The 15,141-nt window shown below is 62.2% G+C and carries 24 protein-coding genes; 18 read left to right on the top strand and 6 right to left on the bottom strand.

What is annotated here, in order from left to right; genetic code table 11:
* Positions 1-246 precede the first annotated feature (246 nt).
* From Q0H50_RS04305 to Q0H50_RS04285, 5 genes are all read left to right on the top strand, one after another.
* The gene (locus Q0H50_RS04305) at positions 247-627 is read left to right on the top strand and encodes a GntR family transcriptional regulator (RefSeq protein ID WP_294419727.1); all 381 of its coding nucleotides are present in this window, start codon (positions 247-249) and stop codon (positions 625-627) included.
* Between the two features lie 20 nt (positions 628-647).
* Positions 648-1,526, top strand: coding sequence for an ABC transporter ATP-binding protein (locus Q0H50_RS04300; RefSeq protein WP_294419725.1), 879 nt, complete (start codon positions 648-650; stop codon positions 1,524-1,526).
* Positions 1,526-2,194 carry an ABC-2 transporter permease gene (locus Q0H50_RS04295; protein WP_294419722.1) on the top strand — a complete coding sequence of 223 codons (669 nt, stop codon included), beginning with the start codon at positions 1,526-1,528 and terminating at the stop codon, positions 2,192-2,194. The genes Q0H50_RS04300 and Q0H50_RS04295 overlap by 1 nt, the downstream gene beginning before the upstream one ends.
* Before the next feature lie 326 nt (positions 2,195-2,520).
* Positions 2,521-2,958 carry a MerR family transcriptional regulator gene (locus Q0H50_RS04290; RefSeq protein WP_294419719.1) on the top strand — a complete coding sequence of 146 codons (438 nt, stop codon included), beginning with the start codon at positions 2,521-2,523 and terminating at the stop codon, positions 2,956-2,958.
* Positions 2,959-3,165: 207 nt separating this feature from the next.
* The gene (locus tag Q0H50_RS04285; RefSeq protein ID WP_294419729.1) at positions 3,166-4,026 is read left to right on the top strand and encodes a GGDEF domain-containing protein; all 861 of its coding nucleotides are present in this window, start codon (positions 3,166-3,168) and stop codon (positions 4,024-4,026) included.
* Between the two features lie 220 nt (positions 4,027-4,246).
* Here Q0H50_RS04285 and Q0H50_RS04280 read toward each other — a convergent pair whose 3' ends face one another.
* The 5 genes from Q0H50_RS04280 to Q0H50_RS04260 are packed head-to-tail and all read right to left on the bottom strand — an operon-like array spanning position 4,247 to position 8,985.
* On the bottom strand, positions 4,247-5,956 hold the full coding sequence (locus tag Q0H50_RS04280) for a GIY-YIG nuclease family protein (RefSeq protein WP_294419716.1): 1,710 nt from the start codon (positions 5,954-5,956) through the stop codon (positions 4,247-4,249).
* Complete coding sequence (locus tag Q0H50_RS04275) at positions 5,953-7,233, bottom strand: site-specific integrase (protein WP_294419714.1); 1,281 nt, start codon at positions 7,231-7,233, stop codon at positions 5,953-5,955. Before Q0H50_RS04275 ends, Q0H50_RS04280 begins: the two co-directional genes overlap by 4 nt.
* A 10-nt stretch (positions 7,234-7,243) precedes the next feature.
* On the bottom strand, positions 7,244-7,453 hold the full coding sequence (locus Q0H50_RS04270) for a hypothetical protein (protein WP_281624395.1): 210 nt from the start codon (positions 7,451-7,453) through the stop codon (positions 7,244-7,246).
* Entirely contained in the window at positions 7,450-8,304 is an 855-nt protein-coding gene (locus tag Q0H50_RS04265; RefSeq protein ID WP_294419711.1) for a KilA-N domain-containing protein, read from the bottom strand. Before Q0H50_RS04265 ends, Q0H50_RS04270 begins: the two co-directional genes overlap by 4 nt.
* Before the next feature lie 3 nt (positions 8,305-8,307).
* On the bottom strand, positions 8,308-8,985 hold the full coding sequence (locus Q0H50_RS04260; protein ID WP_294419709.1) for an XRE family transcriptional regulator: 678 nt from the start codon (positions 8,983-8,985) through the stop codon (positions 8,308-8,310).
* Positions 8,986-9,250: 265 nt separating this feature from the next.
* Here Q0H50_RS04260 and Q0H50_RS04255 point away from each other — a divergent pair, with 265 nt between their 5' ends.
* Positions 9,251-9,439, top strand: a complete 189-nt coding sequence (locus Q0H50_RS04255) for a hypothetical protein (protein WP_294419706.1) — start codon at positions 9,251-9,253, stop codon at positions 9,437-9,439.
* Positions 9,440-9,820: 381 nt separating this feature from the next.
* Positions 9,821-9,985: a hypothetical protein gene (locus tag Q0H50_RS04250; protein ID WP_294419704.1), complete on the top strand. Its 165-nt coding sequence runs from the start codon at positions 9,821-9,823 to the stop codon at positions 9,983-9,985.
* A gap of 295 nt (positions 9,986-10,280) precedes the next feature.
* Here Q0H50_RS04250 and Q0H50_RS04245 read toward each other — a convergent pair whose 3' ends face one another.
* On the bottom strand, positions 10,281-10,451 hold the full coding sequence (locus tag Q0H50_RS04245; RefSeq protein WP_294419702.1) for a hypothetical protein: 171 nt from the start codon (positions 10,449-10,451) through the stop codon (positions 10,281-10,283).
* 51 nt (positions 10,452-10,502) lie between these two features.
* On the opposite strand from Q0H50_RS04245, the gene Q0H50_RS04240 reads away from it, so the two are divergent.
* The 11 genes from Q0H50_RS04240 to Q0H50_RS04190 all read left to right on the top strand — a co-directional run bounded on the left by Q0H50_RS04240 (position 10,503) and on the right by Q0H50_RS04190 (position 15,040).
* Positions 10,503-10,682 carry a hypothetical protein gene (locus tag Q0H50_RS04240; protein WP_294419698.1) on the top strand — a complete coding sequence of 60 codons (180 nt, stop codon included), beginning with the start codon at positions 10,503-10,505 and terminating at the stop codon, positions 10,680-10,682.
* Positions 10,673-11,080 (top strand): hypothetical protein, encoded by a 408-nt coding sequence (locus Q0H50_RS04235; RefSeq protein WP_294419696.1) that lies wholly within the window; start codon positions 10,673-10,675, stop codon positions 11,078-11,080. Before Q0H50_RS04240 ends, Q0H50_RS04235 begins: the two co-directional genes overlap by 10 nt.
* 2 nt (positions 11,081-11,082) lie before the next feature.
* On the top strand, positions 11,083-11,283 hold the full coding sequence (locus tag Q0H50_RS04230) for a hypothetical protein (RefSeq protein WP_294419694.1): 201 nt from the start codon (positions 11,083-11,085) through the stop codon (positions 11,281-11,283).
* Positions 11,284-11,291: 8 nt separating this feature from the next.
* Positions 11,292-11,495, top strand: a complete 204-nt coding sequence (locus Q0H50_RS04225) for a hypothetical protein (RefSeq protein ID WP_294419692.1) — start codon at positions 11,292-11,294, stop codon at positions 11,493-11,495.
* A gap of 177 nt (positions 11,496-11,672) precedes the next feature.
* On the top strand, positions 11,673-12,152 hold the full coding sequence (locus Q0H50_RS04220) for a hypothetical protein (protein ID WP_281624407.1): 480 nt from the start codon (positions 11,673-11,675) through the stop codon (positions 12,150-12,152).
* Entirely contained in the window at positions 12,149-12,331 is a 183-nt protein-coding gene (locus Q0H50_RS04215) for a hypothetical protein (RefSeq protein WP_294419687.1), read from the top strand. Before Q0H50_RS04220 ends, Q0H50_RS04215 begins: the two co-directional genes overlap by 4 nt.
* On the top strand, positions 12,322-12,474 hold the full coding sequence (locus tag Q0H50_RS04210; RefSeq protein WP_281624409.1) for a hypothetical protein: 153 nt from the start codon (positions 12,322-12,324) through the stop codon (positions 12,472-12,474). The genes Q0H50_RS04215 and Q0H50_RS04210 overlap by 10 nt, the downstream gene beginning before the upstream one ends.
* Positions 12,475-12,477: 3 nt before the next feature.
* A complete protein-coding gene (bet, locus tag Q0H50_RS04205) occupies positions 12,478-13,353 on the top strand; it encodes a phage recombination protein Bet (protein WP_294419685.1) in 876 nt (291 codons plus the stop codon).
* A gap of 1 nt (position 13,354) precedes the next feature.
* On the top strand, positions 13,355-13,810 hold the full coding sequence (locus tag Q0H50_RS04200) for a hypothetical protein (RefSeq protein WP_294419683.1): 456 nt from the start codon (positions 13,355-13,357) through the stop codon (positions 13,808-13,810).
* Positions 13,811-13,813: 3 nt separating this feature from the next.
* On the top strand, positions 13,814-14,224 hold the full coding sequence (locus tag Q0H50_RS04195; protein ID WP_294419680.1) for a single-stranded DNA-binding protein: 411 nt from the start codon (positions 13,814-13,816) through the stop codon (positions 14,222-14,224).
* A gap of 15 nt (positions 14,225-14,239) precedes the next feature.
* Complete coding sequence (locus Q0H50_RS04190; RefSeq protein ID WP_294419678.1) at positions 14,240-15,040, top strand: conserved phage C-terminal domain-containing protein; 801 nt, start codon at positions 14,240-14,242, stop codon at positions 15,038-15,040.
* The last annotated feature ends 101 nt before the right edge of the window (positions 15,041-15,141 follow it).

Genomic DNA, 15,141 nt, shown 5'->3' with positions numbered 1-15,141 from the left:
TAATGCCGCTCGCCGCTTCGCGTGCAGTCTTGGACGTGTCGTCAGCGCATGGGGGGCGAGCGACGATGGATCGCTCGCCCCTTTCTCGCTTCGGCGCGCCATTGTCCACGATTCTGCTTGATCACCGGCAGGAGGCTTCCGGAATCGTCCTGGGGTTCACGCGGGTCTTTACCAGATTCAGACTTGCATAACTGTGCATAGTGTATATATACTGTGCTTACCGGTTATATACACGAAAGGCCGACCGTGGACATCATCATCTCGAACAACAGCGACAAGCCCATCTACGAGCAGATCTCGTCCCAGATCAAAAGCCAGATACTTTCAGGAGTTTTGGCATGCGGCGAAAAACTCCCTTCCATTCGGGCATTGGCGAACGGCGTTGGTGTGAGCGTTATCACCACCAAACGCGCCTACTCCGATTTGGAAGCGGAGGGATTCATCGAAACCGTGCAAGGCAAAGGCTGTTTCGTTGCCTCGGGCAGCCACGAGATGCTGCGCGAAGAACAACTGCGTCGCATCGAGGAGTTGCTGGAGAAGGCTGTTGATCAGGCGTTTGACCTGGGTGTTTCGCGTGCTGAGCTGCACGAGATGCTCGATTTGATCGTAGACGGGGAATCCGAGTAACGCGGGAAAGGGGAAGCTTCATGACGAATCTGCTGGACATACGACATGTGAGCTGCGATTTGGGCGATTCGTTCGCATTGCACGACGTAAACCTTGCGGTTGCTCCTGGCGAGATCGTCGGTTTCGTCGGTGCGAACGGGGCCGGCAAGACCACGACGATCCGCGTGGCGTTGGGCTTGCAGCACATCGGCGCGGGTGAGGTCGAGCTGCTCGGTGAACCATTCGGGGCCGATGTCTCTGACCAGGTTCAGCGCGTCGTTCGTTCTCGTATCGGCGTGGTGCTCGACACGTGCCCGTTTCCTTCGGAATTGCGCATTTGCCAGGTGGTGACATGTTTGAAGCCAGCGTTCCCGCAATGGGACGATTCGCTGTTCGATGGTCTTATCGCGCAGTTCGCCATAAGCCCGAAGACGAAGGTGAAGGAGCTTTCGCGCGGTATGGGCATGAAGCTGCAGATTGCGGTAGCCCTTTCGCATGGCGCCGATCTGCTGCTTCTCGATGAAGCCACAGCGGGTCTCGACCCGTTGGCTCGCGATGAGATTCTTGAGATGCTGCAGGAGTTTGTGGGCGACGGCGAACGCGGCGTGCTGCTTTCCAGCCATATCACCTCCGACTTGGAACGTGCTGCCGATCGCGTCGTGGGCATCGATGCAGGGCGGATCATCTTCGACGTGCCGCGCGAAGCCATCACCGATACCGCGGGTATCGCGCATTGTGCAGCTGACCAGGTGGCGGAAATACTCGAATGCGTGTCGGATGCGCGTGCGGTCAAACGCGAGTTCAGTTGCGATGTGCTCGTGCCGAACCGCTTCGAATTCTCGCAGGCGTTTCCCGAGGTTGCCTGCGATCGCGCAAATGTAGGCGATTACCTGCACTTCATGTTGAAAGGGGGCCGCTGATGTTAGCTGCCGTGAAATCCGAATTGGCGATTATGCGCACTATGGTTGTGCTTATGTCCGTCATGCCCGTGACCGTGTGCATATTCATGTGCTTCGGCATGGGCTCGTACGCAGGGGCCTCCGCGGCATGCGCGATGGTGCCCATGCTGGTCATGTTTTCGCTGCTGGGCTATGACGACCAAAACGGTTGGCTGCGCTATCGCGGCGCGCTCCCTTTTTCGCGTCGCGATATCGTCGTCGGGCGGTATGCGACGATCCTTATTTGCTCGGTAATCGCAATCGTTTTTTTGTTCGTTGTTGCCCTGGCATGCGCGCTGGCATTTCCTGCTTTGGGGGTTTACATGGAAACGGCGCCGGCATCCGAGATCTTTGCGGCATGCGTGGCTTCCTCCGTCATCGTGCTGGTGCTCGTTTCTATCGCTCAGCCGTTTGCGACGAAGTTCGGCACCGCGAAGGGTGCGCGCTACATCGCCTGCGCTCTCATGTTCGTCGGGTGTCTTATCTACATTGGGACGCAATTCGCCATGCCTGAGTTGTTCGGCGGTTTCGGAGATTGGGTGTCTCAGCATCCGATTGCTTCGCTCGTTGCGCTGGTCGTCGCTTCCCTGGCGATTTATGCGGCAAGCTGCAAGCTCAGCATCCGCATCTTCGAGAATAAGGACATTTAGCGGGTTCTTTGCGGGCGAAAACGTCGCTTTTGCGGGGTAAAGGAAGGTCGCGGCGTTCTCCCACCGCGCTCAAGCGGTTGCCGCCAGATACGAGTGGTGCAATCGGCAACGGGGGATTCACCCCGTCGAGCAAGTCTGGGGAATAGCGGCAGCCGCGCTCGAACGGCAATTGCAAGATGTGATCGGCATCGTGAAACCGGAGAATGGGCATCGCGGCTGCTTATCGAAGCGCCTCCCGTTTCCCCGATCGCGTGCGTGGTATTATGCTTCTGCAGTCACTCTTTGAACCTTACTTTAGGTTTAAACGCTCTCGAAAGGAAGCCGCCATGTACACGATTGGGCAGGTCTCGGAGATGTTCGATATCCCGGTATCCACGTTGCGCTATTACGACAAGGAAGGCCTGTTCCCCAATCTAGAGCGCGTGGGCAACATCCGCCAGTTCGGCGAAGGCGAGCTCGAGCTGCTCCGCGTCATCGAGTGCCTCAAGAAGACAGGGCTTGAAATCAAGGACATCAAGCGCTTCGTCGACATGGCCCAGCAGGGCCCGTCCACGTATGCCGAGCGAAAGCAGCTCTTCGAGGCGCGCAAGGAACGGACCGAACAGGAGATCGCGCGCCTTCAAAGAGCGCTCGCCATGGTGAAGTTCAAGTGTTGGTACTACGAAACCGCTCAAAACGACGGCGGGGAAGAGCGCCTCGCCAAAATCATCCCCGACGGCCTGCCCAAAGACATCCGCGAACTCTACGACCTGGCGCACAGCTGATCGCGCGCCTGCGAGGAACTCCTCAAGCGGATGCGATCGGCTTTGCCTGAGCCGTGCTAGCTTTGCATATTGAAAGAACTTCGCAAGATTTGTTCGCTGCTTGCAAGGATATGACACCGCCCTCCCATATTGGTTGACGCACGGTTGTTGTGGGGCTTAAAATCAATAATTCGAACGTATTCGCTCGATAGGCAGGGGGGCTTGACGATGCTCAATGGCGAGGGGTTTTCGTTCGATCAAATGGTTGCGTTCATCGAAAGCGCACCTGCGAACATCTTCTTCAAGGATACGTCGTGCCGCTATCGTGTCGTCTCCGAGGTCTGCTCATTGATCAACGGGGGTCGTGACGGTGGCATCATCGGCAAAACCGATGTCGAGATATGGGCAGATGAAACGGTGGGTCGCCGCTATTACGAGGACGATTTGCGCATTATCGAGACAGGTGAGGGCAGCGAGTGGATTGACGAGTTTCCCACTCCCGACGGGTCGCTGTATTTTCTGATTCAAAAGAATCCCGTGTATTGCGACGGCAAACTCATGGGTATCGTGGGTCTTGTTTCCGATGTCACGGAGCAGAAGCGCCTCGAGCACGAGCTTAAGCGCTTGTCCATTACCGATCAGTTGACGGGGCTCTACAACCGTAACTTTCTCGAGCTCGAATTCGGGAAGTCCTATCCGCGGGATCGCTATCCCATCGGGCTTATTGTGCTTGATTGCAACAACCTCAAAATCGTCAATGACGTGCGTGGCCATAAATTTGGCGACCTGATGCTGCGTCGCATTGCTGCGGAAATCAAAAAGACCATTCCCGACGATGCCATTGCCGCACGCTTGGGCGGCGACGAGTTCTTGATTGTCTGTCCGCATGCCAGCGAAGAGAGCATCGCTGATTTGATGGCAAATCTCAAGAAACGCTTCGAGCTTGCAAGCGACGATGTGGTCAGTTTGGACGCGGCCATGGGCCACTCCATCGCCAATGATGTTGAGGTGTCGCTTTCCGCAACGCTCAAGGAGGCGGACCGCCGCATGTACGCCGACAAGGCAAAAGCCCACGAACGCCGAAAGTAAGGAAATGCGAAAAGGCGGTGCTGCTCCCCGCATCTTCTCTCGTGGGTATAGTGTCCGCCTTCGTCGCTCGGCGCAATGAGCCGAGGACGCCGAGCGTATCGTGCGGAAGCCAGACTTCGCCATCGCATCGAATGACTAAAGCGGTTTTGGTTCTGCGAGCTGTTTTAACTCGCGGCCTTTTCGGCAGGCGGCGCACTTGCTCAATGCGCTGCCTGCCCTCCTAAAGCCCGAATTCCTCTTGAAGCAGCTTTGCGAAATCGGCTTCAGGCTTGGCGGCTTTCGCTAAAAGCTCGTCTTTGCGATCGCGGCTTAAGCGCTTGAAGCGGTATTCTGCGCTCATGGCGTCGTGCTTGGTGGCGAATTCGGCTACGGCCAGCAGGTTCAACGGCCCGCGCCCGCGCGTGTACTTCGCGCCCATGCCAGCTTGATGCGCGGCGAATCGCGCCTGCACATCGGGGGAGTACCCGGTGTACAGGCTGCCATCTGCGCACTCGATTACGTACATGAAATGGCGTTTGCATGCTGCAGGGTCCGCGTGGCCTTGCTGCCCGGTTTCAGATGCATTCAGTGCCCTCACAAGCAAGCCTTCGCTGTCTTGCGGCGATGCCGGGCGGTCGTACGCCGCTGCAGCGGGATCCGGTATTCTCGCGCACGACTCCTTGCCGTTTTGCGGCGATGTTGAGCAACAGGTCGCCCCTGCGGCGCCACCTGCTCCTGCGGGGTCTGCGGCCCGCGAGGCGTTGGGGGTTTGCTTCGCTTGCGCATTTGCGGCGCTTCCGTTTCGGCCCCTACCGTTTTGCGCGATTGCCCAATCGCCGCCGGCAGCGAGCTCTTTTCCCAGCTCGACAGCAAGCATCGGCAGCAAATCAGCCATAGTGGCATCGATAGCGTTCTTTTTCAGCTGACACTCCCAGATCACGTGCACGCGCCAGCCCATTTCCTCGAGTTTGCGTAAGTTCTCCGCATCGCTCTCCGTGTTTCGGGCGAATTTCGCCTCCCAATACTCCGTGTTCTTCTTCGGAGTGCTCGGTTTGCAGTGTGGGCAACGATGCCAAAAGCATCCTCGCACCTCGACTGCAACGCGTTTGCCCGGCCACGCGATGTCGGGATGCCCGGGCACCTTCCATTGCAGTCGGTAGCCCGTCAGCCCCGCTTTGCGCAGGCGTTCGCGTACCAACAGCTCGGGCTTCGTGTTCGCCCTCTTGTTGCCCTGCATGCTTTTGTGCACCGCGTAGTTCGAAGCGGGCGGGGAAGGGACGCGTACGGTGACGACTTCGACGCGGCTTTCGCCTGTTGCCCCGGCTTTTGCGCCAGCTGTCACGAACCCGCGCTTGACGCTGCTCGGCGACGGAACCTCGCCCAGCGCCCCGGTTTTTGCGGCTTCCAAAAGCGGCAGCAGCTCCTCTTGCCAGCGGGCGGTTAAACGCTCCAGCTGCCAAGTCGCGTTCGCGGGGCTTGTCGAGGGCAGCACGTGCGCCGCCAGCCCCACCTGCCATTGCAGGTAGCGCTTGTACAGCCGTTCGGCTGTGCCCCCGTTGCAGATTACGGCGCCGATATGCGCCGCTTCCAGCACGCGCTCCACCTGCGCGGGCGCCACGTTTTTGATGCTCGCGTCGCTTGATCCCTTGATATCGCATGAGGCTATGACGTCCCACAAGGCGATGCCGTGCCCAAGGAGCAGGCGCCTTTTGGCCGCAATTGACTCCTCAAGCGTCAAAGGTTGCCCGTCGTCGCCCGGATCTCCCTCGTTTTGCGGCACGGGTTCGCCCAAACATGCGGCCATCACGCGCCAGAAGCGGTTTTGCGGGTTGCCGTAGTAGAACGCGTTCTCGCGTGAAAGCACCGAGGGAAACGATCCCAGCACCAAAATCCGCGAACGCTCGTCGAACACGGGCTCGAACCCGTGCGATATATGTTGGAAATAGGTCATTGCCGTTGCTTTGCGTTTCCTTGCGCTGCGCTGCGTTGCAGATTCGCGGAATAGCCAGGTGCTTCGCCGTTCTCTGCGTTGCTTTGCGTTTTCTTGCGCTGCGCTGCGTTGCGGCGAATTTGTACCGTTTCTGTACCGCCGATGCGCCGCTCGAACGTCTGCATGGACTTCGCGTTCGCCTCCTCGTCGTCGTGGACGTAGACGTCCGCCATCGAGATCTTCGACCAACCGGCTATGTTCTTGACGGCGAAGGCGTTGCCGTCGGCGGCTAGGTACGTCAGGAACGTGTGCCGAAGCCCGTGCAGGGTGCAGGACACCCCGTACTCGCGGGGGCCGTGTAGCTTCCACCAGTTGGCGAGGGTGCCGCTGCTCATGCGTTTGCCATATATACTCGTGACGATGGGGGTCTTCTCAGTCTGCTCGACTCCCAGGCGGTCGAGCATGCGGCGCTGCTCCGGCCTCCACACGTCCAGCACGGCGCGCGTGCGCTCCGTCATGGGTATCACGCGTACGCCGCTGCTCGTCTTCGGCCCCTTCTTGCGGCCCGTCATATACTCGATTGAGCCGCGAACGGCTATGCCGTCGCCCAAGTCGTCATCCCAGTCAAGGCCGACGACCTCCGAGCGCCTGAAGCCGTTCATGGCTATGAGCAGTATCGCCACCGTGTGAGCGTCTCCGCGCACGTCCTCGAGCGCCGACAGCATGGCCGAGTACTCGTCGAACGGTATGGCGGCCTTCTTGGCGGTGTCAGGCTTCGGCGGCCTCACGTTGTCGCAGGGGTTTTTCGCTATGACCTCGTCGTAGACGGCCTCTGAGAGGATGGCCTTCAGGGTGGTGTAGTAGAAGCGCAGGGTTGAGCCCGAGATCTCGCGCCCGCTGGCGGCACCGGCCTTCAGCTCGGCCAGGCAGTCCATGACGCGCGCGCGGGACAGCTGCTGCATGGGTACCTGGCCGATGACGCGGCACAGGCCGCGAACGTTCACGCCGTTGGAGCGCAGCGTCTGGTTCTCGAAGTCGCCCGAATCGCGCCGCCTTTGCAGCCACCGCTCGGCGTACTGCTCGAAGGTCATGTCGGGGTCGTAGCCCGTGAGCGCCAGCTGGGCGGCGTACTCCGCCTTGAAGTCCTCGCCCGCCGCCTTGGCCTGGCCGTAGGTGCCGTGGAACCGCTTGGACTTGGCGGGCTTGCCGTCGACGAACAGGCGCAGGCGCCACAGGCGGCACTTGGCGTTGCTGGTGCCCTCCATGCGCGACACCGTTAGCGTCAGCTTCGCTCCCATACGACGCCTCCTACTTCTTTATCCAGCGCAGCACATCCCTAAGCCCGAACGTGGTGCGGCGGTACACGTATCCCCTTGCCGCCTTCTTGGGGTGGGCCAGCCCCATTCCCTTCTTGCCGTACAGCGGGTTTAACGAGCGCTTCACGGCGCGTTTTGCGCGGCCCGTGGTACGGGCCTTCACCATGCGCTTGACGCTCGGCTTGCGGAAACCTACCTTCATGCAGCGCCGCCCGCCTCTCCGTCTTCTAGGGCCTTCACGGTCGGGTTGTCCGCAAGCGCCGACAGCTGCTCGCGGGCCATCGCGTTCAGGTACTCGGCGCGCTCCTGCCTGCTGCGCCCCTCCTTTATAAGCTGGGCGTTCATGCTTTCGAGGTTCGCCAGCACTATCAGCTGGTGCAGCGTTGCCCCGTCGCGCAGGTTGCCTTGTTTCCCGGGGTTCTCGTCGCGCCACTGCTTCGCGGTCTTGCCGAACAGCGCGACGTTCAGCACGTCCGCCTCGGTGGCGTAGACGAACTTACCGCCCTTGCCCTTGATGTTCGGCACCAGGTTCTCCTTCACCGCATCCGTGTGGATGCGGTAGTTTATCTTCGTGAAAAGGCGCTTCTCGTTCCATTCGAGCGACAGCCTGCTGTTCTCGTCGGCCTTCAGGCGCTGGTAGTCTTTGATGACATACAGCTTGAACTCCGGCGATATCCAGGACGCGAACTCGAAGGCGATGTCAACGTGGGCGTACGTGCCGCCGCCGTATCTTCCGCGTTTGACCTTGATACCCTTGGCGTTTGTGGTTGAAATCCATTTGGAGGGCGACATGGTGAACGCGTTTGCGCCGGCTTCGCTTTTAAACCGCTCGAATTCGACGGGTTTGAAATCCTCGTTGTGCAGTTCTTCCCAAACGCCCAGAAACTCGATGGTGCTCCGGGTGCGCATCCAGTTCTTTATCACATCGTTCGGCTCGTCGCTCTTGTACCGCGCTATGTCCGTGAGCGATATATAGTCGTCGCGCGTGCCGGTCGAAGACACGCCTATCTGCACGCCCAGGGCGTTGATTTTCCCGTTGGCCTCTTCGCCCATGGGCTACCTCACGTCCTTCTCGGCCTGATACCACACGACCACGCCCTTGAGCATGATGGGGTCATCGCCGGCCCTTACTATGATGTCCTCGAACTCGCAGTCGTGCGAATCGGGGGAGAGCATCAGCGCGGACGCGCCGCGCGAATACTTGCGGACTATGCTCTGGTAGTCCTGGGTCTCGGCCAGCACGGCGCAGCCGTCGAAGGGCTGCATGTGCGGGTCGACGAACAGCACCGAATCCGAGGGATAGCGGTTGTTCATGCACTCGCCGTCCGCTCGGACGCAGAACCCGCCGGGGTGGGCTTCCGCGACGCTGGCGGGGACCTCGACCATGCGGTCGCACTCGCCCTCGTCCTCGAACTCGCCCATGTGCGTCGTGCCCAGCAGCGGGACGAGCGCGGAGGAGGGTTTGGCGGCGATGGCCCCGGCCGGGGCGTCGGTCAGGCCGTGCAGCTTGGCGTAGAAGCCGTCGGCATAGCCGAACAAGTCTTGCTCGGTAACGGAGAACGCCGAGCAGATCCCATCAACGACGGATTTCTGCCGCGGCTTCTGTACGCGCCCGGCCTCCCAGGTGTAAACCGCCTGTCGATTAACTCCGATAGCATCGGCGAATTGCTCTTGCGTTAGTTCGGCATTCTCGCGAATCGCCCTTATGTTTCTAGCAAATGGTGACCCTGCCATAGAAAACCTCCTTTGCTACATTAAACAAGACGCCGCTATAAAGTTAAATATATTTTAAACCGTTCTATTTACAAAATGAAATGTACGGTTTAAGATATAGATACCGCAAGAAGTTAGGCGGCGCACCTTGAGAACCGAAGATAGAGGCACGGGGTAACGACCCAGCAAATCCTGGGCGCGAGCCGTGCGAGTAGTTTCAAACAATGATTAATCGAATCAAAACAGGAGGTGATAGCTTGTGGCGAGCTTGGTTGCAAAGGCGCGCATGACCGCGCTCAAGAGCCAGGAGGACTTCGCTCCGCTGCTTGGCGTGAGCGTCGTCACCCTCTGCAAGTACGAGCAAAACCCCGACAAGTGGATGACGCCGGAGCGGCTTCGAATCTACTATGACAACGTCGGGCAAGACGGCAAGCGGCTGCTCAAGCAGTACGCTGCCTCTTTTTTTGCGGCATAATGTACGGTTGAAACGTGCATCAACATCAGAAGGAGGAAGGAATGAGAGAGCGAAGCCGGTTCGAGAGGTTCGCCGATGCGTTCGACGCCGCGTTCGACGTCGTTTACCGCCCGGCGGTGCTGGCGCTGCTGTCGTTCATAGCAGCCCGGCTATCAAGCTGACGGCCCACCAGAGGAAGCATCCGATTCCGTAAAGCTCCGACAGCAGGCGCAGCAGCCGCCACGCCGCGGCAAAGGCGCGTGCGTCGAAGCGCCGCCGCTGCCGCGCGAACGGCGAGGGGCGCCACACGAGGTCGTCTGTATGTTCCGGGGTTCTCCGCATCCCCTGATGGTACGCAGGGCGTCACGCGGGGATGGCTTTGTGCGCGGAAGGGAGGTGTCTATGGAATTGTTCGGGAAAGTCGCCGACCTTTGCCAGGCGGTGGTCGTCCTGCTCCTGGTCTTCCAGGTATCCGCGCTGTTCCGCAGCGTTGACCGTCTACGAGACGAGGGCGAGCAGTTGAAAAACCGCGTCGACGACCTCTGCCGCGGCAATCGCGGCCGATAGCGCCGTTTTGGCGGTTCTGGCGCGGGCCTTCGCGGCAGCGCGCCGCGATTGCGCCATCTGCCGATAGCGCTCGCCATAGCGCGAGAAGCGTTCGGCGGTGCCGGGCGCGTGTATGTGGGCGGGTTTCGTCATGGCGGGCATGTTAGCCCGCTGGTCACATTCGAGCGTAAGGAGGGCAGGTTGAGTTCGATTGCGAACTTCTGCGCCGCGTTCTGCGCGGTGGCCTTGGTGGTCACGTACTACCGGGTGATTAAGATTCGCCGCGACGTGGCGGAAATCAAGGAGCTGCTCAGGCCTACAGACCGATGCCGGCGATGAGCGCGGCGAGCAGCAGGTCCCTTGCGACTTCGCAGAAGCCCGCGCGTTTGGCGAACGCCCAGAAGTCGAGCAGCCCGGCCTTGAGGTTGCCGAGCGATGCGGCGGGGCGCGCGCGGTGTTTCGGTTGTTGTCCACGGGAGTTATTCATGCCGTGCATGCTACCCGGCACGTCACGGAGACGGATTCGAAGGAGGAAGCCATGGGAGTGAACGAGCTGCCGCCCATCATGACGACGGCGCAGTACGCGGCGGTCATGGGCATGTCCGAGTGGACGGTGCGCAAGCACTGCCGCCTGGGCATCATCCCGGGAGCGTTCAAGCACCCGGGCGCCAAGGAGTGGCGCATCCGCACGGCCGAGGCGCTGGGGGTGTGCGCGTAGTGGCGGGAAGGGCGTGGACGGTCGCGGAGCGCAAGGTGCTGCGCGAGTTCGCGGAATGCGGCGCGAAGGCGGTCGTGCGCAAGCTGCGCTCGCTGTGCGGGACGAGGCGCACGACGGCGGCGGTGCAGATGCAGGCGAGCCGCATGGGCGTGACGCTGGTCGAGCACTACACGTGCTCGCGGTGCGGCGGGGTGTTCCCCCGGCGCAGCTACAACAAGCAGCGCGGGCTGTGCCTCAAGTGCAGCGCGCTTTCGTACTACCCGCAGCAGCGCACCGGCGCGGAGATACGGGCGGCCATGCCCGACCCGGAGGAGTTCGGCCGGGAGGTCGCGGAGGCCAGGAAGGCCAACGCCGCGAGGCGCCAGAAGGCGCACCGGGACAGTGTGAAGGAGTTGTGACGATGTTAAAGACGATGTTAACCGCCAGGTCAGGCGGGGCGTTTTTTTCTGAAAAAAGTTGCGCGCCGAGTTTTCGAGGCAGGGCGCGCAAGGCTTTGGTCAAAGCCGCGAACAGTTTAGCAGACAACCGCGAGGATATCGCCCTGTTTCTGGGCATGTCCGCGTGGATCGCGGCCATGGCCGTGTTCGCGTGCATCGGCTAGGCGCGGCCATGTCTGTTCTCGAAGGATTCATCGCAAGCGTCTCGGCGCAGGCGGCGACGCTGGTCGTGCTGCTGCTGTTCTGGTCGTCAGTCGACAAGCGCCTTGGCGATATCGAAAAGAAGGTTGACGAGAAGGCCGAGCACAACGGCTTCGCGCCGGCTTCCCCTGGGGAGCGCGCGCATGAGGCCTGCGCGTGCGAGCGCCGCAGATAGGCGCGCCGCGCCGAGCGCGCGGCAAAGCCCCTTGCACGGGGCGGAGAAGACGAACAGGCCGCACTCCGAAAGGCCCTCGCGCAGCTTGCGCAGGGCGGCGGAGGGCGTGGCCGGAATGTCTACCAGTTGATTCATCGTCACCGATAGTAAAGGTGGCGTCACAGAGGAGGTTCCAGCATGGAGAAGCTGACCAACGACGAGTATCTGGCGCTGGTGGTGGCGGTCGACAAGACCGTGGCCGCGAAGGCCAAGGAGGCCAAGGGCGCCGCCTGCGCCGCGATGGTGGCGCAGGCCATGGACGGCGAGAGCGACCGCCGGCCCATCCTGGTGGGCGGCGCGAAGGTCGGCGAGGTCGGGGCGAGCTACAGCAAGCCCGGCCCGGTCATCACCGACATGGGCAAGGCCATCGAGGCGCTGAGGGCCAAGGGCCTGACGGTCGAGGTCCCGGCGAAGGGCTGGGAGGAGCACTTCACGGCGGTTGCCGGCCTGGTGGCGGACAAGGACACCGCAGAGCTTGTCGAGTGGGCCGAGTGGGAGCCGAAGCGCGTCAAGGGCGCGGCGGTCCGCATCCCCGATTCGCAGGCGGTGCTCGACGCGTTCGGCACGCGCATCGCCGACGGCGGCGGCGCGCTGAAGCTGCTGGAAGCAGGTGCATGAGCTTCTGGCGATTGAGCCTGTACGCCGTCGACGAGGACGGCGTGGAGACGCTCGTGCACCGGGGCGAGCGCGGGAGCTTCGCCGAGGCGTGCCGCGAGCAGGTCGAGTTCGTGGGCGACGGCGGGCTTCCCGCGCGCTGGTGGCGCATCGAGATAACGGAGGAGCGCGAATGGACGTGACGTTCTACGCCCTGGACGCCGAGGGCGAGTGGGAAATCGACCACGAGGCGTACGCCGGGCCGCTCAAGACGGCCCGGGCGATGGTCGAGGAATGGATGCGGGGCCACGAGGCCGACCGCATGTGCAGGATTCAGGAGGCGTGAGAGATGGCAAAGGAGCTGGCGAAGTACAAGGACTCGTCGGGGCAGGAGATAACGATCACGGACGTGGACGTCGTGAGGGTGTTCTGCGACAACCCGGCGGTCACGCAGCGCGAGGTGAAGCTGTTCGTGGAGCTGTGCAAGGCGCAGCGGCTCAACCCCTTCATCTGCGAGGCGTACCTGGTGAAGTACGGGGACAAGCCCGCGTCGCTGGTCGTGGGCAAGGACGTCTACACGAAGCGCGCGCAGGCGAACCCGCGCTTCAAGGGCATGCAGGCGGGCATCTTCGTCACCCGCGACGGCAAGGGCAAGGAGCGCGAAGGCTCCATGGTGCTGCCCGGCGAGACGGTCGTGGGCGGCTGGTGCAAGGTGTTCGTCGAGGGCTACGACGTGCCCATCTACGACAGCGTGGCGTTCGAGGAGTACGCCAACCGCCGCAAGGACGGCAAGCTGGGCGGCAGCTGGGCGAAGATGCCCGGCACGATGATTCGCAAGGTGGCCATGGTCCACGCGCTGCGCGAGGCGTTCCCGGACGAGTTCCAGGGCCTCTACGACGCGGCGGAGATGGGCGTCGAGGCCCAGGAGGAGCAGCCAGAGCAGCCGGAGCAGGTGGAGCAGCCTATCGAGGTCGAGGCCGAGGTCATCGAGCCGCCGAGCCTGATGGAGGCCCGCAACGACCTGTGGAAGGCGATGCGCGCGTGGTGCGCCGCGACGACCGGCCTGGAAGGCGAGGAGCTGGACGCCCGCGCGCAGGCCGAATGGCAGGCCCAGCAGATACCGATGGACCGCGACGAGGCGCGCCTGACGGAGCTGGGCTACACGGCGCAGTGGTTCGAGGACCTGGCCCGCAGCTACGGCGAGCACGCCGCCGAGGCGGCCTAGCATGGCCGAGCTGGCGCGCGGGGACAAGGCCCGGTGCATAGCGGCGCTGATGCGGGCCGACGGCTCGCGCGAGTACGTCGTCAGCGACGTGCGAAGGCGCCGCACGCTGACCCAGAACGCCTATTACTGGGCCATGCTCAACCGCCTGGCGGCGAAGCTGGGCATGGCGGACTCCGAGGTGCATCTGGGGATGCTGCGCGACTACGGCTCGTGCGAGGCGTTCGAGGTGGACGCCCGCGTGCCGCTCGGCGATTACTTCGAGTACTACGACGCGGGGCCTGCGCGCTCGGTAGGCGGCAGGCCCATGCGGATGGTCAAGGTCTACAAGGGGTCTTCCAAGATGGATTCCGCGGAGTTCTCGCGGCTCGTCAACGGCATGAGGGACGAGTGCGAGGCACAGGGCATCGACGTGCTGACCCCGTCCGAGATAGCGGCCCTTCAATGGGCGGAAGGATGATAGATGTCAATCAACAGGGTGATGATTAGCGGCAACCTGACGCGCGACGCCGAGCTGCGCAGCACGCAGAGCGGCATGTCCATGCTGGGCATGGGCGTCGCGGTCAACGACCGCCGCAAGAACCAGAAGACCGGCGAATGGGAGGACTGGCCGAACTTCGTCGACTGCACCATGTTCGGCACCCGAGCCGAGAAGCTGCAGCCGTACCTGACCAAGGGCACGAAAGTGGCCATCGAGGGCAAGCTGCGCTACAGCTCCTGGGAGACGGACGGCCAGCGCCGCAGCAAGCTTGAGGTCATCGTGGACGAGATCGAGTTCATGTCCAGCAAGCAGGGCGGAGCTGTGCAGGACCTGCACACCGCGCCGGCGTTCGGAGCCGCCGAGCAGGCCTACGACGAGGATATCCCGTTCTAGCAAAGGAGGTGCGACATGGCGAGGTCGTTCACGTGGTTCGAGAAGTTCGGCGAGGTCATGGAGGCCCTGCCGGCCGAGAACCAGGCCGAGTTCGCGCTGGCAATAGTCCGCTACGGCTCGCTCGGCGAGGAGCCGGAGTTCGATTCGCCGCTCATGGCCGCGCTGTTCACGGCAATCCGCGAGGACGTGGACAACTCGCTGACCAAGAGGGCGAGCGCATCGAAGGGCGGCAGGCCGTCGAAGGCTGGTAAGCAGCAGGCCGAAACCAACGGCGGCGGCAACGCGGAAACTGGTTCCGCGAAACCGAAAACCAAGGATAAACCGAAGCCGGAAACTGGTTTCGGTGTTTCGGAAACCAAGGATGAACAGGTTTCGGAAACTGGTTCCGCGAAACCGAAAACCCAATCCAATACAGTACAAGCCAATACAGTACAAGCCAATACAAGCCAAACCAGAGAAAACCAAGCCAAGCCAAACCAGGAGGATGAGTGCTTTCCGGAGGACGACCCGGACGGCAACGCCTTCGCGGAGTTCGCCGCCGGATGCATCGACGCGTTCAACGCCGAGACCGGCAGCGACTACCGCTGGGGCGGCGGCGGGAGGCTGGCGCTCGACCTCCGGCGCATGTTCGACGCCGGGCGCACCGTGGACGACGCCAGGGCCGTCGTGCGCCGCAAGCGCGACGAGTGGCGCGGCTCGAAGCGCATGGCGCAGCACATCCGGCCGGAGACGCTGTTCGGCGAGAAGTTCGAGAGCTACCTGAACGAGAAGGGGGCCGACCATGCAGACGCTGGCGTCTATGCTTCCGCGTTTTGAGCTTCCCCCGGCCGAGGTCCGGGCGAGGGCCGACGCGAAGGCCCGAGAGATCGAGGCCGCCGAGCGGCGCTACGCCGCCGAGCGGCGAATCCGGCAGGCGG

Origin of the sequence: uncultured Senegalimassilia sp. (assembly GCF_934632265.1) — a bacterium.
Lineage (GTDB): Bacteria > Actinomycetota > Coriobacteriia > Coriobacteriales > Eggerthellaceae > Senegalimassilia.
This window is presented reverse-complemented; position numbering and strand designations above follow the sequence as displayed.

Excerpts from the sequence above, each read along its gene's own strand:
- Q0H50_RS04295 (WP_294419722.1), top strand. The coding sequence starts at position 1,526 with ATGTTAGCTGCCGTGAAATCCGAATTGGCGATTATGCGCACTATGGTT.
- Q0H50_RS04220 (WP_281624407.1), top strand. The coding sequence starts at position 11,673 with ATGGAGAAGCTGACCAACGACGAGTATCTGGCGCTGGTGGTGGCGGTC.
- Q0H50_RS04250 (WP_294419704.1), top strand. The coding sequence starts at position 9,821 with ATGGAATTGTTCGGGAAAGTCGCCGACCTTTGCCAGGCGGTGGTCGTC.
- Q0H50_RS04260 (WP_294419709.1), bottom strand. The coding sequence starts at position 8,985 with ATGGCAGGGTCACCATTTGCTAGAAACATAAGGGCGATTCGCGAGAAT.
- Q0H50_RS04240 (WP_294419698.1), top strand. The coding sequence starts at position 10,503 with ATGGGAGTGAACGAGCTGCCGCCCATCATGACGACGGCGCAGTACGCG.
- Q0H50_RS04200 (WP_294419683.1), top strand. The coding sequence starts at position 13,355 with ATGGCCGAGCTGGCGCGCGGGGACAAGGCCCGGTGCATAGCGGCGCTG.
- Q0H50_RS04210 (WP_281624409.1), top strand. The coding sequence starts at position 12,322 with ATGGACGTGACGTTCTACGCCCTGGACGCCGAGGGCGAGTGGGAAATC.
- Q0H50_RS04190 (WP_294419678.1), top strand. The coding sequence starts at position 14,240 with ATGGCGAGGTCGTTCACGTGGTTCGAGAAGTTCGGCGAGGTCATGGAG.
- Q0H50_RS04215 (WP_294419687.1), top strand. The coding sequence starts at position 12,149 with ATGAGCTTCTGGCGATTGAGCCTGTACGCCGTCGACGAGGACGGCGTG.
- Q0H50_RS04300 (WP_294419725.1), top strand. The coding sequence starts at position 648 with ATGACGAATCTGCTGGACATACGACATGTGAGCTGCGATTTGGGCGAT.
- Q0H50_RS04270 (WP_281624395.1), bottom strand. The coding sequence starts at position 7,453 with ATGAAGGTAGGTTTCCGCAAGCCGAGCGTCAAGCGCATGGTGAAGGCC.
- bet (WP_294419685.1), top strand. The coding sequence starts at position 12,478 with ATGGCAAAGGAGCTGGCGAAGTACAAGGACTCGTCGGGGCAGGAGATA.
- Q0H50_RS04285 (WP_294419729.1), top strand. The coding sequence starts at position 3,166 with ATGCTCAATGGCGAGGGGTTTTCGTTCGATCAAATGGTTGCGTTCATC.
- Q0H50_RS04245 (WP_294419702.1), bottom strand. The coding sequence starts at position 10,451 with ATGAATAACTCCCGTGGACAACAACCGAAACACCGCGCGCGCCCCGCC.
- Q0H50_RS04290 (WP_294419719.1), top strand. The coding sequence starts at position 2,521 with ATGTACACGATTGGGCAGGTCTCGGAGATGTTCGATATCCCGGTATCC.
- Q0H50_RS04255 (WP_294419706.1), top strand. The coding sequence starts at position 9,251 with ATGACCGCGCTCAAGAGCCAGGAGGACTTCGCTCCGCTGCTTGGCGTG.
- Q0H50_RS04195 (WP_294419680.1), top strand. The coding sequence starts at position 13,814 with ATGTCAATCAACAGGGTGATGATTAGCGGCAACCTGACGCGCGACGCC.
- Q0H50_RS04280 (WP_294419716.1), bottom strand. The coding sequence starts at position 5,956 with ATGACCTATTTCCAACATATATCGCACGGGTTCGAGCCCGTGTTCGAC.
- Q0H50_RS04265 (WP_294419711.1), bottom strand. The coding sequence starts at position 8,304 with ATGGGCGAAGAGGCCAACGGGAAAATCAACGCCCTGGGCGTGCAGATA.
- Q0H50_RS04230 (WP_294419694.1), top strand. The coding sequence starts at position 11,083 with ATGTTAAAGACGATGTTAACCGCCAGGTCAGGCGGGGCGTTTTTTTCT.
- Q0H50_RS04225 (WP_294419692.1), top strand. The coding sequence starts at position 11,292 with ATGTCTGTTCTCGAAGGATTCATCGCAAGCGTCTCGGCGCAGGCGGCG.
- Q0H50_RS04275 (WP_294419714.1), bottom strand. The coding sequence starts at position 7,233 with ATGGGAGCGAAGCTGACGCTAACGGTGTCGCGCATGGAGGGCACCAGC.